The 13,548-nt window shown below is 58.3% G+C and carries 14 protein-coding genes; 6 read left to right on the forward strand and 8 right to left on the reverse strand.

Annotation, left to right across the window (positions count from 1 at the left end; all coding sequences use genetic code 11):
• Window positions 1-158 precede the first annotated feature (158 nt).
• The 5 genes from B0E33_RS20825 (at window position 159) to B0E33_RS20840 (ending at window position 2,271) form a co-directional block, all read left to right on the forward strand.
• Window positions 159-506, forward strand: a complete 348-nt coding sequence (locus B0E33_RS20825) for a hypothetical protein (protein WP_077292311.1) — start codon at window positions 159-161, stop codon at window positions 504-506.
• Entirely contained in the window at window positions 506-922 is a 417-nt protein-coding gene (locus B0E33_RS20830) for a hypothetical protein (RefSeq protein ID WP_077292312.1), read from the forward strand. Before B0E33_RS20825 ends, B0E33_RS20830 begins: the two co-directional genes overlap by 1 nt.
• Before the next feature lie 156 nt (window positions 923-1,078).
• Window positions 1,079-1,243, forward strand: a complete 165-nt coding sequence (locus B0E33_RS30975; protein ID WP_023000400.1) for a ribosome modulation factor — start codon at window positions 1,079-1,081, stop codon at window positions 1,241-1,243.
• 86 nt (window positions 1,244-1,329) lie between these two features.
• A complete protein-coding gene (locus B0E33_RS20835) occupies window positions 1,330-1,713 on the forward strand; it encodes a DUF6362 family protein (protein ID WP_023000401.1) in 384 nt (127 codons plus the stop codon).
• Window positions 1,714-1,977: 264 nt separating this feature from the next.
• A complete protein-coding gene (locus tag B0E33_RS20840; RefSeq protein ID WP_031269092.1) occupies window positions 1,978-2,271 on the forward strand; it encodes a DUF6916 family protein in 294 nt (97 codons plus the stop codon).
• Window positions 2,272-2,328: 57 nt separating this feature from the next.
• Here B0E33_RS20840 and B0E33_RS20845 read toward each other — a convergent pair whose 3' ends face one another.
• From B0E33_RS20845 to B0E33_RS20865, 5 genes are all read right to left on the reverse strand, one after another.
• Window positions 2,329-2,877, reverse strand: a complete 549-nt coding sequence (locus B0E33_RS20845) for a GNAT family N-acetyltransferase (RefSeq protein WP_077292313.1) — start codon at window positions 2,875-2,877, stop codon at window positions 2,329-2,331.
• Complete coding sequence (locus tag B0E33_RS20850) at window positions 2,874-4,097, reverse strand: DUF8189 domain-containing protein (RefSeq protein ID WP_077292314.1); 1,224 nt, start codon at window positions 4,095-4,097, stop codon at window positions 2,874-2,876. The genes B0E33_RS20845 and B0E33_RS20850 overlap by 4 nt, the downstream gene beginning before the upstream one ends.
• A 64-nt stretch (window positions 4,098-4,161) precedes the next feature.
• Entirely contained in the window at window positions 4,162-4,689 is a 528-nt protein-coding gene (locus B0E33_RS20855; RefSeq protein ID WP_023000405.1) for a phage tail protein, read from the reverse strand.
• A gap of 10 nt (window positions 4,690-4,699) precedes the next feature.
• Window positions 4,700-5,218, reverse strand: a complete 519-nt coding sequence (locus B0E33_RS20860; protein ID WP_077292315.1) for a phage tail protein — start codon at window positions 5,216-5,218, stop codon at window positions 4,700-4,702.
• A gap of 18 nt (window positions 5,219-5,236) precedes the next feature.
• Window positions 5,237-5,749, reverse strand: a complete 513-nt coding sequence (locus B0E33_RS20865; RefSeq protein WP_023000407.1) for a phage tail protein — start codon at window positions 5,747-5,749, stop codon at window positions 5,237-5,239.
• Between the two features lie 521 nt (window positions 5,750-6,270).
• Between B0E33_RS20865 and B0E33_RS20870 the strand changes: the two genes are divergently transcribed.
• On the forward strand, window positions 6,271-10,527 hold the full coding sequence (locus B0E33_RS20870; RefSeq protein WP_077292316.1) for a choice-of-anchor D domain-containing protein: 4,257 nt from the start codon (window positions 6,271-6,273) through the stop codon (window positions 10,525-10,527).
• 55 nt (window positions 10,528-10,582) lie between these two features.
• On the opposite strand, the gene B0E33_RS20875 is transcribed toward B0E33_RS20870, so the two are convergent.
• From B0E33_RS20875 to B0E33_RS20885, 3 genes are read right to left on the reverse strand one after another with little or no spacing between them, the layout of a single operon-like run.
• On the reverse strand, window positions 10,583-11,335 hold the full coding sequence (locus B0E33_RS20875) for an ATP-binding cassette domain-containing protein (RefSeq protein WP_023000409.1): 753 nt from the start codon (window positions 11,333-11,335) through the stop codon (window positions 10,583-10,585).
• On the reverse strand, window positions 11,332-12,543 hold the full coding sequence (locus B0E33_RS20880) for an alanine racemase (protein WP_077292317.1): 1,212 nt from the start codon (window positions 12,541-12,543) through the stop codon (window positions 11,332-11,334). Before B0E33_RS20880 ends, B0E33_RS20875 begins: the two co-directional genes overlap by 4 nt.
• 14 nt (window positions 12,544-12,557) lie before the next feature.
• Entirely contained in the window at window positions 12,558-13,511 is a 954-nt protein-coding gene (locus B0E33_RS20885; RefSeq protein ID WP_031269094.1) for an ABC transporter permease, read from the reverse strand.
• Between the last annotated feature and the right edge of the window lie 37 nt (window positions 13,512-13,548).

The raw sequence follows: 13,548 nt of genomic DNA on the forward strand, positions 1-13,548 counted from the left end.
GTCACGTAAGATGCATACGTATTAGCAGTAAAAACGTACGGAGTCCAGTTGACATACGTACGCAATAAGCGTACAAAATTTGAGTCATCAAGTGAATGCGTGGGAGTGACGATGGAAGCTCAGACAATCCTTCGACAAATGGCAGAGGAGACCGGCCGATGAGGGACCTGAAGGACGAAATTGAGGAAGCGCAGGCAAAGGTTGCGCATCTGAGGATCAGGGCGGAACGACCGAGTGCCCGGCTGGAAGACGAGTTCGCGTTGGAAAAAGCGCGCAACAGGTTGCTGACTCTGGAGTTGCGGAACCTGAAGCAGGGCAGGGACGTGCGCGGCAGTTCCAGCCCGAAGGGCAATCCGGGTGTTGTCGGGAGCAGGCAGCACATGAGGCAAGCGCCCTTCGCAAAAAGAACAAATAGTGAACAATTGCCGCGTACGGCCAGGGAAAAGGCAGAAGCGGCTTTTGCAGCGGTGCAAGGTATCGCGGCGGAAAAGAAAGGTCGGGTCTGATGGCTTCGGGAGGACTGGTCGACAGGATCGCTGCTGAGTATGGCGTTCATTTCATCAGCCACACCAGACGGGTGCAAGGTCGGCACCAGTCGAAGGCCCGCAGAACTTGCCAGACCCTGCTGACGAAACACGGGGCGGAACATCTGCGCCTCGTCTTCGGTCTGATCAACACCGCGGAGAACCGGGGGAACTGGTCAGCGCCATGCTTTACTGCCGTGTCCTGGCTTGTCTTGAACAAGCCGGACTGGGTGGAACGGCGAGGTTTTCTGGACCAGTTCGACAGGATCGATCTGGAAGAGTTGCTTGGCAGTGCAAGACATATAAACCCCTCCGCTCCGACCCTTACGCTCGCCGTTCTGCTCTCCTACGAACTTGACAAACTCCTGGAAACGGGTCGGGAGGGGATCGCTGCATGAGCACTATTGTCAGTTGGTGTCGGTTGATTACACTGCGGCCGTCAATCTTCGGCTGTATTGAGTCGCTCAGGGGTTGCACGCTTGGCTTGCCGCGCTCGGGGGGAGGCGGCGCCGGACGGATCTTTCACCGGTATTTTGAGAGAGGGGGTTTTGAACATGAACGGTTACCTGACGAAGGCACAGATTTTTGCCTTCGAACGCGGAGCGACCGCGTGCCGGGAAGGCAAGTCCCGTGAGGACAATCCTTATCCGCCGAAGGCCGATTATTTCGGTTTGTGGGAAGAGGGCTACCAGAAAGAGCGTGAGGGCCAGGGCAAATAACCGCCTCAGGCCTGCATCTTTGCTGCCGCGGGGCCGTTTGAGCGGCCGCGCGGTTCTGTGCCCACTACAGTTTCAAGAGAGACGATATGGAAACAAGCGTACCTGACCAGATCCTGGCCCGGTTGACGGAGGCTGTCGAAGTGATTGCGGTAACCGGAAAGGGTGACGGACCGCGGGCGGTTCTGGCAAGCTGGCCCGAATGCCAGGGCAAGATCGCCCGGCGTCGTCGCACCTACCCGCCCCGGGCGATCAGCCGGGCTGAAGAGGCGATCACCTGGTTCTCCCTGATCGAGGACCCGGATGCGCGCCGCGCCCTGCAGTTCGAAGTGATGTGCAAGGCGGGCGGCGGCAAGTTTTCCCGGATCTGCGAAAAATACGGCTGGAAACGCTCAACGGTTACCAGTCGGAACAAGGCTGTTCTGCGCCGGCTGGCGAAAAGGCTTGGTGAGGAAAGCCCCGTCGATCACTGAACGCTACGACGTCGGACCGGAGGCGGGCTGGTGCCTTGCTGATCCGGGAATTGGCTTTTGAAAGAAGAAGTCATTCCTCCTGCGTTGCGCCAATGCAGGAGGAATGCACGGCTTGAATGACGGGCTTCGCCCTTGTTCTCAAAAGGTATGCAACAGGTTTTGCAATCGCCCCTTTACGGTTGTTGGAAGTTTGAACTACAACTTTTTAATTGCTCGTCCCCGCGTCGACGCCGGGACATTTGGATAGATGGTTTGGAGAAATTGATGACCGACTTGAAAACACTGACCCTTCACGACTTTGAAAAGCTGCTGGATCAGGTGTTCGAGGTCAGGTCGGTTCCGGCTGATATCCAGTTGTCCCTCGTGGAGGTCAAATTGATGGGCTCCGGCGAGCGGCAGGGAGGGGCTTTTTCCACGTTGTGGCAAGGTCCGCAGGAGCCATTGCTGGAGCAATCCATCTACAGGCTCTATCGGCCGGATTTCGGCGAGCAGGACGTGTTTCTGGTTCCGGTTGCGCAGAAGGAAGCCGGCATTCAGTATGAAGCCGTGTTCACCTGATCGCATACTGTCTGACAGGCTGGTGGCCGCCGCAGTCTGGTGGCCGGGCTCGCTGCTTCAGGTTCGGCAGGGGTGTTCCATGAGGTCATAGACGCCCTTGTTTCCCCGCTTTTCGAAGCCGAGGCGGTGATAGAGTCGCATGGCAGGATTTTCCTTTTCGACATGAATGGAAAGCGCTTTTCCAGCGTCTCGCGCCTCTTCCATCAGGTCCTGCAAAACGGCGCTGCCAAGGCCTTGTCCTTGTACTTCGGGTATCAAGGCGATGTCGATAATCCGGTGTTCGCGGGTCCAGCGTTCCAGATAAAGCCTGCCAACAGGTCTGGCGTCTCGTTCTATCACCAGCCAGAGGGCATCAGGATAATGCTCCTGATAATGTCTGTGCTGGGCCTCGAATTGCATCGCGATAAAGGCCTGCTTATCGGCTTCCGTCCATGGAGTGCGCGCAAGCTCTGCCTCGCGCGTCGAACGGTATAGGCTTGCCAGGAACGGAAGATCGCCCGAATGCAAGGCCCGGTAGGTGATGCCCCGGGCCGCCGCGCGTGCGCGCGGGGCCAGGGACATGTCTGTCTGCGGCATCGGCAGATCGATCGCAAGCGCGGTCGTCATTCGGTGTTCGGCGTGACGTCCCGGGTCAGCGCGCTTACGGAAAGCGGTCCGCCCAGGGAAGTCCAGGTTGCCGACCAGTGATCAAGCGATATCTGAGGCAGGTAGGAAGCCGTGTTTGACGCCGGATCGAGGGCGAAAAGGCTCAGGAGCGTATTGGCGTTCGGCTGAAGTTTGAGCGTGCTGCCGCCATCCGCATGGGCAATGACCCGTGGAGCCGTCCAGGAGGTTTCCACGGAACTGGTCTGGTAGCTTGCGTAGACCGGACTGTCGGATCCTGAGACAGTCAGCGCAACCAGATAAATTCCTCCGTTGGAGGAGTTGGAAGCGGCCATGCTGCCGACAGGCGCATCAAACGTTGCAAACAGTGCCCAGTCGGAGAAGTCGAGTGAACTGACTTCGTCCTGAGCTTTCATGTAAATCTTGTTTCCGATGCGGGCAAAGATGTGAACGAGCGCATTGCCGTCGATGCAAAGGACAAGCTGTTCGAAGCCGGTCAGGCCGCCACTGATATCTTGCCAACCTTCCCAGCCCTCCGGCAGAAGCGGCCTGTCGGTGGACTGGAAGTTCAGATAAGGCACGCTGTCCAAATTGATGCCGGTGAGAATGATGCGGCCATCGGCATTCTGGGTTGCGGCGAGGCTCCGCAGTGCCCCTGCCATTTGTTGCCAGTCCGCCCATGGCTGGCTCGGTGGAATTTCGACCGGTACCGTAACTTCAATTGGTGTCGTCGTGCCTGGCGGGACCACCGTGATGGTTTCCATCTGTACCGTGTTGTTGTTCTGGAAGCGCCACCAGATGGCGTTGTCCGGCGCCGAACTTGTGACGAAAACGTTCTGCCGACCGGTGACGCCGTTGATCAGCAACGTATCATTGAAACCTGGAACGCCGGCCGGTTTGCCGAGATCAAGCGGGTCAGCAAAACGCTGTGGTGCGTTTTCGTCCCGGTTTTCGCGGATATAGGCCAGGTTTCCGGACCCGCTGTCTTCCGCAAGCAGGGCAACGTAGCCTTCCTGGGTCACGGATGCGTTGAGCCGTTCGGTGGCAAAGCTTGAATTCGTTAGCTGAGTAAAGGAGGCGCTGAAAGCGCCGTTCTCAGACGTCTGATCCTTGTACTCAAGTGCTCCGTTCGGTGTGACTGCGGCAAAGAAAATCCGGAAATAGACCGGATCGGCCGTCACGTTCCCTTCAAATTCCTCGGGAACTGCTTCTTCGACTGACATGATGCGTTTCCTCTTGCTGATCTGAAGCCGGCGGCCTGGCCTGTCCGGCAACGTCCTGCATTGGTTAGCCGCGGGAGGGGTAAAGCCCCTGGAGCGCAATAATGAAGTTCAGCGTCAGATACGGCTGAACATTGTCGTGTGACTGGCTACCGCCGGTGGCGGACAGCGTTTCCATGGCCATGTCGACCTGGTTCGTCTGAGTGTCCGTGTGGTAAAGCGAATCCAGGCCGGAGCTGGAAAAGGACGTCGATGACGAGGGGCCGGGAACGCCGCCGCTGCCACTGGTTGCTCGTGCCGTATGAGAATGTGAGGGGATCTGCGCTTCCGTCAGGGTGACGGTCGTAACACCAACCTTTTCCCCCAGTCTGCGGGATGTGAGGCCAGGGCCTCTGCCTGGATGCATCGGGGCACGGCCCTGCAGATCCGGCAGACCCATGGTGCTGCGCCCATCGCCGCCGTAGGTCGTTCCAATAAGAGAGAACAACGCCGTGTTCTGGGAGATGGGAAGGAGCTGGCCGTCACAAAAGGCCCAGCTTCGAGGGGCGAAATTGCCTGCGAAAATTCGGATTTCAGCGATAAAGGGTTCCGACATGGTTCGCCTCCTAATGCCTGCTGGGGTAAACGCCGTAGAGCGCAATGATGAAATGCACGCATATTGTCGGCATCAGGTTCGTGTGCGACTGGGAGCCGCCAGTGTTTGAAATCATGTCTTGCCCCATGGAAATGTCCTGACTGGCATCGGCGTAGAAGCTCACGCCAGCGCCGGCTGCCGGAACATGCGTCGCCGGCGACGTCTGGTCGGCCAGGCCAGTGTTGGCATTGAAGCCATGCGAGTGACTGGCAAGCTGGTTGACCGTGAGCGTTTCCTTTTCCGACCCGCTTTTGGAGCCGAGCCGCCGCGGGCTGAGGCCGGGGCCGGTGCCCGCGTGCAGCGGAATTCGTCCGCGCATGTCCGGCAGACCGAATGTGGTTCGGCCATCTCCGCCGTAGATGGTTCCAAGGAGTGAAAACAGGGCATCGTTTTGGGAAACTGCCAGCAGCTGACCGTCGCAGTAGGCCCAGCCGCGCGGTGCGAAATTACCCGCAAACATGCGGATTTCACCGACGAAAGGTTCAGACATTCTATGTCCTTTCGGAGATTAGTTGCGGGACGGAAACAGGCCTTGAAGGGCGATGCAGAAATTGAGCGTCAGGTAGGGCTGCATGTTGTTGTGCGCCTGCCCGCCACCTGCGTTGGTCACGGTCCCTGATCTCATCTGCGTCATCGTGCCGACTTCGTAAGGCCGATAGGCCTTGTCCGGTGCGATTTCGGATCCAAACAGGGCCATGTTGGGCGTTCTGCTGTTTCCTGCGGTGGAGACCGCTTTCACCGGGTGGGAATGTTCCGGGATTTCAGCTGCCGTGAGTGTGACGGTTTCCGCTCCCCCCTTCTGGCCGAGCTGATATCCGGCGCCCTCGTGGATCGGCGTCCGGCTGCGCAGGTCGGGCAGGGCGAATGTCGTCCGCCCATCTCCTCCATAGGTCGTGCCCAACAGCGAATAGAGCGACTGGTTCTGATTGATCGGCAAAATCTGTCCGTCGGTAAAAGCCCAGCCGCGTGGCGCGAAATTGAAGCCGACAATCCGTATTTCGGCGAGAAATGGTTCTGACATGTTTCCTCCCGTTGCTTCCGAAGGAAGTTTCGGTCTTGCAGATGTTGTCTGGATTTCCTGCTCTTGCGAATCACAGGTTGTATGAAAGAGAAATTGGACTCAAATTACATTGCAACCTTCACATACATATATTTCTAAATGCAATTAGAAAACTCCGAAATCAGTTCCTGAATTGTTGAGTGTTCGTTACTGGAAATGGTGTTGAAGATTGCCAAATTCTGCAATTTTTAAGGGAATTATTCGCCTTAAAGAGGATTAAAATCAATTCTGACCAAATCTTTCAACCATAGTTAGAATTTGTCAGAATTGATTCCTTTTTCCTGACGCAGATGTGGTCAGTCAAAAATGTGATCGGATTTGCGCTTGAATTCTATTTAAGTTTGAGCGTAGTAGAATTTAAACCAAAGATTGTTTTGATAAAAATCACGTTATAGTTGTGTTTGATTTCGTATGGTTCCTGCTGACTTGAAGGAAGCAGAACCAGCTCGGGGGGTGGTTATGAAAAGTGACGGTTCGGCACTATGACGAACTTGTTTCTCTGCTTGCAGGCTCTTTCATCAGGTGCTGCAAAGCGCTGTGGCGGTACCGGTTTGCGAGCTGTTTACGGGGTTTTGCTGACCTGTCTTTTTCTGATTTTATTCTCTTCCGGGTCCGCTCAAGCGTCTTTCACAGACTGTCCCGCGAATAACGATGAATTTGATCCGTTGACGCTCAATTTGACGGTTGACGAGTGTACACTTGAAACTGGAGCCGCAGGATCCGCAGGAGGCGACGATCTGATACAGATTCAGTTCGTTTCCGGAGCAGACGCCAATTTTTTCATTCTCGATCCCGGTGCAGGCGGCTCCGGTGGCAACGACCCTCGGGATCTGGTGTTTTCCGTGAATAACGGTTCACCACAGGGAACGCTTGACGCAGACAATGGGTCGCTTGTTAACATCAATTGCAGTGCAGGCTGTGTCGTCTCCGGTACTCATGGTGGTACGCCATTTTCGTTCACATATACGCAGTCTGCTGGCGGGGGCTCACTCGGGTCGGCGGAGATAAATGTTCAAGGCAACGGGACAAGTATTGTCAGCGGCGACACGACTCCGTCTACTGCGGACGATACCGATTTCGGCGATGTTCTTGTTGTTGGAGGCTCCAATGCCAACACATTCACGATCCAGAACACGGGAACTTCTGCCCTAACGCTGACAAGCGTGACGTCTTCGAACAACACGCAGTTTGCGATAACCGGCACAACAAGTGGGACCATTTCTGCGTCTGGATCTAGCACTTTTACAGTGACGTTCGACCCCACTTCTTCAGGCAGCCACACTGCGACAATTACAATTGTTTCAAACGCTTCCAATGAAGATACTTACACGTTCACGGTTCAAGGAAACGGCGTCGCACCGGAGATCAACGTTCAGGGGAACGGGACAAGTATCGTCAGTGGCGATACGACGCCGTCCGCAGCGGATGATACCGACTTCGGCAACGTTTCGGTTGCGAGCGGATCCAACGCAAATACGTTCACGATCCAGAACACCGGAACAGATGCGCTGACGCTGACGAGCGTGACATCTTCCGACAACACGCAATTCGCATTATCCGGGACGACCAGCGGCTCGATCGCCGCCTTGGGGTCTGCAACGTTCACGGTCACTTTTGATCCCAATGCCCTGGGAACGCAGACGTCGACAATCACGATTGAATCTAACGATCCCGACGAAGGAACATACACGTTTACTGTTGGAGGCACGGGTGTGGCACCGGAGATCAATGTCCAGGGGAACGGCACTAGTATCGCCAGTGGTGATACGTCGCCGTCGGCTGCGGACGACACCGACTTCGGTAGCGTTTCAGTGTCCAGCGGAACCAATGCGAATGTCTTCACGATCCAGAACACGGGTACTGACACGTTGACGCTGACGAGCGTGACATCCTCGGACAATACGCAATTTGCGGTGTCGGGCACGACGAGCGGTTCGATCGCCGCCCTGGGGTCGGTGACGTTCACGGTCACTTTTGATCCCAATGCGCTTGGAACCCAAACGTCGACGATCACGATTGACTCCAACGATGCCGACGAGGGAACCTACACATTCAGGGTACAGGGAACTGGAACGTCCACGCCGAGTTTCACGCAGTCCTTTGCTCCGGCGACCATTCTGTCAGGTGGAACCTCGACGGTTTCCTTCGTCATCAACAACTCCGCTAACGCTGTCGCCGCGACCTCGCTGGATTTCACCGACAATCTCCCCGCAGGATTGACAGTTGCCTCGCCTGCAAACGCCTCAACCACCTGCACCGGGGGAACGATAACGGCGACGACAGGTTCTGGTGTGATTTCCTACACCGGAGGCACCGTTGCGGCCGGGGGCAGCTGTTCCTTGAGCGCGGACGTTACCGGCTCCACAGATGGTTCCTTCGCGAACACAACTGGAGACCTGACCTCCAGCCTTGGAAACTCCGGAACGTCTTCAAGCACTCTGACGGTTGCTACTCCTGAAATCGACGTGCAGCGTCCCGCAGGAAACTCTATTGCGGATAACGGAACGGATGCTCAGGGAACAGTAAACGTGGGAGACCAGCAAACACTGGTCTACACGATCGAAAACACGGGTACCGCGACGCTCACCCTGACCGGAACGCCAACCAGTGCCTCGGCAAGCAATGTTTCGGTCGATTCAATCTCCGCGCCGGGGCTCACAACGCTCGCGGGTGGTGCATCGACCACCTTCACTGTTCTCTACACGCCTACTGCAATTGGCAATTTTTCGTTCGAACTCGATATTCTCAGCGATGACGCCGACGAACCCACGTATGACATCCTGGTGAGCGGTACTGCGATTGGCAGTCCGGAAATCGAGGTTTCATCGTCGACAGGCAATGCCGTATCGGACGGGGGGACAGACACCGTTCCCGGAATTGTCATGCCGGGAACAACGTCGACCATCACTTACACGATCACGAACACCGGGTCGGCCGTCCTCAACCTCACAACTCCAACGGTTGGTGCGAATGTTACCGGCACAAGCAACGTTACAGTCAACAGCTTCACATTGAGTTCCAACACCGTAAGCAGCGGTGGTGGAACGGCGACGCTGGCTGTGGCCTATACGCCAACAGCGCCTGGAGCGTTCGGGTTCGACTTCAACTTCGCCAATGACGATGCGGACGAAAACCCCTTCAACGTATCGGTGAGCGGGACGGCAAGCGGGGCGGCGGCGGCGCTGTCGGTCGTGTCGGGGTCCGGGCAAAGTTCCGAAGTCGGAACCCGGTTCGAGGCAGTTCTCGTCGCGAGAGCGACAGACGTCAACAACAACGCTGCTGCAGGTGTCACTGTAACATTCACTGCACCGGCCGGTGGCGCGTCACTGACTTTTGCGAGCACGGGAACCAACACGGAAACGGTGACCACGGCTGCGGACGGAACGGCGACCAGTTCCGTCATGACCGCAAACGCGGTTGCCTCGTCCTATAACGGCGGTGGTGCTCTCACGCCATATTCGGTGACGGCGAGTGCCACGGGGCTGAGCAGCGTCAGCTTCTCTCTCACCAATGACCGGGACGCATCGGCCGATATCCAGAAAACAAAGGAAGTGATTGCCTCCTTCGTGACAAGCCGGGCCAATGCGATCGTGTCCGGACAGCCTGATATCGTCTCGCGCCTGACCAGCGGCCCCTTTGGGCGGCAGCGTGGCCGCAACGGGTTCAATTTCGACGTTACGCCCACCTCGCAGTCCGGAAACTTCCAGTTCTCCCTGCGCGCCTTTGCCAATTCGCTTCAACAAGGTGGTGGCACAGGAAACAGTGCGGCAATGGCAGGAGCCGGGAGCGGCGTTCGCGCTGCGAATGCCGAGCCGGAACGGTACGCGGTCTTCGACAATTTCACCTCCTCCGGCACGATGAGTTACACGGCCGTCGGTCCGCAGGTGATGCAGGATGATACCCTCGCGATCCTGAGCGGCACCAACGGAGATGCACCTTCAGGCGGCGAGGGCAGTGCCGAGTGGCAGTCGGGATGGGACTTCTGGGCCCAGGGAACGTATGCAATTACCGACAACAACAGCAGCAACAGCAAGACCGGGCTGTTTTTTGCCGGGGTCGACTATCGCTACAAGGACCGGGCCGTCCTGGGCTTGTTGGGGCAGCTCGACCTGACCGAGGAAAGAAACGGTGCCGCAGATACCTCCGCCGACGGCGTCGGCTGGATGGCTGGCCCTTATGCTGTTCTCCGGGTTCATCAGAATTTCTACCTGGATGGTCTGGCGACGTATGGCCAGTCCTACAACACCGTGAACGCGCTTGGGCTTTTCGAAGATGATTTCAGAACGCAGCGGTTTCTGTTGCAGGGCGGTTTGACTGGCGACTTCAAGCTCAGTGAAACGACCAGGGTCAGTCCATTTGCCCGCATCACCTATTACTACGAAGAACAGGAAAGCTACACGGACACATTGGGGCGGCTGATCCCGTCACAGGATTTCGATCTGGGGCGGCTCGAGTTCGGACCAAAGGTCTCCTGGGACCTGCAGTTGAACGAGCTGCTGTTCTCGCCGTTCCTGTCGCTCTCCGGGATCTACGACTTCAACAAGTTGCAGGACGATACCCCGACGGATGCGACGCTTGCCTCTTCCGATGAAGATCTGCGGGCACGTGTGGAAGCTGGCGCGGGCCTGCTGGTGCCCGGCCGTAACATCCAGATTTCCGGGGAGGGCTTTTACGACGGGATCGGGACGTCTGACTTCCGCTCGTATGGTGCGACGCTTAACGTCACCATTCCGTTCTGATGTGAACAGACCAGCCTCCGGCAGTTGCCGGAGGCTGATTGTTCTGGCTGAAGGTTCAGGCTGCCTGGCCGGAAACGCCGGTAATCATGGAGACGATTTCGTTCTTGTCTGTCTCGCTGGTCTTGCGAACGCCGATCTGCTGACCGCGGCGCAGGACGCAGATGCGGTCGGAGAGGCGGAAGACCTGATCCAGACTGTGGCTGATGATCAGGATGGCGAGGTTCTTTTCCTTCAGCGATGCGACCAGCTGTTCGACCTTGGCCGTTTCCGCGACGCCCAGGGCCGCCGTCGGTTCGTCCAGCAGAACCAGCTTGCTGGCCCAGTGGGTGGCCCGCGCGATGGCAATGCCCTGCCGCTGGCCGCCACTGAGATCTCGAATGACAGAGCCGGCGGAGGGGATGCGGACATCGAGTTCGTCGACCAGCTCCTGGCATTCCCGGCGCATGCGCTTCTTGTCGAGCAGCCCGAAGGGCGGCTTGGTCAGTTCGCGGCCGAGGAACATGTTCATGTAGACCGGCTGCTGGTCGGCAAGGGCGAGGTCCTGGTAGACGACCTCGATGCCGAGACTGCGGGCCGAGCTGGCGTCTGAGAAAGATGCCGGCGTGCCGTCCAGCAGGATGTCACCCGAGGTTGGCTTATGGACGCCGGAGATGATCTTGACCAGCGTCGACTTGCCGGCGCCGTTGTCGCCGACAAGAGCAACGATCTCTCCCGCGTGAAGGTCGAGTGAGAAGTTCTCGATAGCGACCACGCCACCGAACGCCTTGTGGATGTTCTTCAGGGACAGAACGGGATTGTCGGCGGTCATTGCTGGAACGCTCCCGGCCAGGAGACGGCATCTCCGAAGCCATTTTCGATTGTGGTGACGGCAGGCGTGCCAGCGCTGACACCGGAAATGCCGACGACAAGCGCCCGTGTGACGAAGGCCTGACCGCGGAAGCCGAAGACCACCGTGTCACCGGCGCGCACGGGTTTGGGCGAGGTGGCGTCGATCATCGCGTAATAGTCGATCGCGGAATAGTCGGGTATTTCGACCTCAAGCAGATCAGACTGGCGGGACGTCGGCTCCGAAGAGACGAGGGCCTTGACCGGGTACTTCGGGAAGACCGGATCGATGTAGAGGCCACCACCGAAGCAGTAGGCCTTGCCACCGTGGTAGTGTGAGACTTCCGAGAGATAGAGCACGGCAGGATCTTCCGGCAGGTCTTCCACTGCATGAAGAGGTGTCGTGCCGTGGAGACCGTTGCCCGGTTCGCACTGGGTGGCACCGGCTTCGGCAAGGGCGCCGAGCACTGCGGAGGACGTGGTGCCAGGAGCGTTGATCTCGATACGGCCGCGACCTGCGCTTGCCAGTGCTTCGGCGGCACGGGCGAGGGTCGACAGGTTTGGTGTCGGTTTGACCTTGCGCGTTTCCAGATCGAAAAGCAGGGCGGGGAAGGTCGTGATGCCGGCAAAGGCTCCACCTTCCAGGGCATCGAGTTCGGCTGCTACGGCGACAATGTCTTGCGCGTCAAAGCCGCCTTCATGGCCACGATAGAACGTGTCGCCCTCTGTCTGGATCCGGGCGAGAAGATTCTGTGTCCGACCGGCGGCTTTGGCGGCAGCGGCGGCTTCCTGTGCTTTCTCAGCCGAGAAGACCGTCCAGTAATCCGGTTGCAGTTTCGCAGCGGCAAAAGCGGCTTCCTGCCTCGGAACCTGGACCAGGTGGCCGAGATGCCCGGTCTTGAGGCCGGCACGGTCGCAGGCGAGAGCGCAGGCCATGTCGACGGCAACGGATCTTTCGATGCCGCCGCGCATGACCGCCTGGCAGAAACCGGAATGGCGTCCGACCTGTTTGGTCATGGCGAAGGTTTTCAGGCCGTGCTTGTCGGCCTCGCCCTTGAAAAGTCGAGCGTTGCGTTCGACCGCGTCCAGATCGAGAACATAGGCATTGGCAGGGATCTTGCCGGCCTGATGCAGCGCCATGGCGGCTTCGATGAAGGCCGGATTGCGGCGCATGAGAACGTCGAGAAACATCGTGGTCCTCCAGGTTACCGGCTGGTGTCGCGCAGGGAGACGGCGACTGCGACGAGAATGATGAGACCGCGGACGATCATCTGGTCGGAGACATCGAGCCCCATCAGGATCAGTCCGTTGTTGAGCATGCCCATCAGCAGCGAGCCGAGCAGGGCGCCAATGACGGAGCCCTTGCCGCCGTTGAGGGCGGTGCCCCCGACGATGACGGCTGCGATGACCGTCATCAGGTCGCTTTCGCCGAGCGTGTATTTGGCAGCCTGAAGGCGGCCGGCGTAGAGCAGGCCGGCAAGCCCGGCCATGGCGCCGCACAGCGTCAGCACGCTGAGGCGGATGCGCGGAACCTTGATGCCGGAAACCTGGGCGGCGCGGGGATTGTCGCCCGTTGCCACCACATGGGCGCCAAAGCGGGTGTTACGGTAGACGATATGGCCGATGACGACGGCAGCGATGGTCCAGATGACCAGTGAGGGGATGGAAAACAGGCTGCCGGAGCCGAAGATGCCTGCGAAGGTGTCGTTGAGGACCGGGATCGAGCGCAGGTCCGTCATGGAGCGGGCGATGCCGGCGAAGAGGCCCATGGTGGCCAGCGTCACCAGGAAGGACGGCAGGCGCAGATAGGCGACAAGGACGCCGTTCATGGCGCCGATCAAGGCACCGGCGCCGATGCCGGCGATGACGCCGACGACCAGCGGGTAGCTTTGCAGGGCAAGCGCTGCGGCGAGCGCCGAGACGGCAACGACTGAGCCGAAGCTGAGGTCGATTTCCCCGGCGGACAGCGCGAAGACCAGACCGATCGCCATGATCGTTGCCGGTGCGGTCTGCAGAACGATGTTGGTCAGGTTGCGGGGCGACAGGAAGCCGACGTCGTGAAGGGTGAGAGCAAAGAAAAGAAAGATTCCGAGAAACCCGAAATAGATCACGCCTTGCTTGTAATCGAGTTGTCTTAGTCTCGAAACCGCCTGGGTCATGGATTGCCTCAAGTTCGAAGAGGTAGGTGACGGCAGG

The organism is Roseibium algicola (assembly GCF_001999245.1).
Taxonomy (GTDB): Bacteria; Pseudomonadota; Alphaproteobacteria; order Rhizobiales; family Stappiaceae; genus Roseibium; species Roseibium algicola.

Coding starts and splice junctions, on each gene's coding strand:
- B0E33_RS20825 (WP_077292311.1), top strand. CDS start 159: ATGAGGGACCTGAAGGACGAAATTGAGGAAGCGCAGGCAAAGGTTGCG.
- B0E33_RS20830 (WP_077292312.1), top strand. CDS start 506: ATGGCTTCGGGAGGACTGGTCGACAGGATCGCTGCTGAGTATGGCGTT.
- B0E33_RS30975 (WP_023000400.1), top strand. CDS start 1,079: ATGAACGGTTACCTGACGAAGGCACAGATTTTTGCCTTCGAACGCGGA.
- B0E33_RS20835 (WP_023000401.1), top strand. CDS start 1,330: ATGGAAACAAGCGTACCTGACCAGATCCTGGCCCGGTTGACGGAGGCT.
- B0E33_RS20840 (WP_031269092.1), top strand. CDS start 1,978: ATGACCGACTTGAAAACACTGACCCTTCACGACTTTGAAAAGCTGCTG.
- B0E33_RS20845 (WP_077292313.1), bottom strand. CDS start 2,877: ATGACGACCGCGCTTGCGATCGATCTGCCGATGCCGCAGACAGACATG.
- B0E33_RS20850 (WP_077292314.1), bottom strand. CDS start 4,097: ATGTCAGTCGAAGAAGCAGTTCCCGAGGAATTTGAAGGGAACGTGACG.
- B0E33_RS20855 (WP_023000405.1), bottom strand. CDS start 4,689: ATGTCGGAACCCTTTATCGCTGAAATCCGAATTTTCGCAGGCAATTTC.
- B0E33_RS20860 (WP_077292315.1), bottom strand. CDS start 5,218: ATGTCTGAACCTTTCGTCGGTGAAATCCGCATGTTTGCGGGTAATTTC.
- B0E33_RS20865 (WP_023000407.1), bottom strand. CDS start 5,749: ATGTCAGAACCATTTCTCGCCGAAATACGGATTGTCGGCTTCAATTTC.
- B0E33_RS20870 (WP_077292316.1), top strand. CDS start 6,271: ATGACGAACTTGTTTCTCTGCTTGCAGGCTCTTTCATCAGGTGCTGCA.
- B0E33_RS20875 (WP_023000409.1), bottom strand. CDS start 11,335: ATGACCGCCGACAATCCCGTTCTGTCCCTGAAGAACATCCACAAGGCG.
- B0E33_RS20880 (WP_077292317.1), bottom strand. CDS start 12,543: ATGTTTCTCGACGTTCTCATGCGCCGCAATCCGGCCTTCATCGAAGCC.
- B0E33_RS20885 (WP_031269094.1), bottom strand. CDS start 13,511: ATGACCCAGGCGGTTTCGAGACTAAGACAACTCGATTACAAGCAAGGC.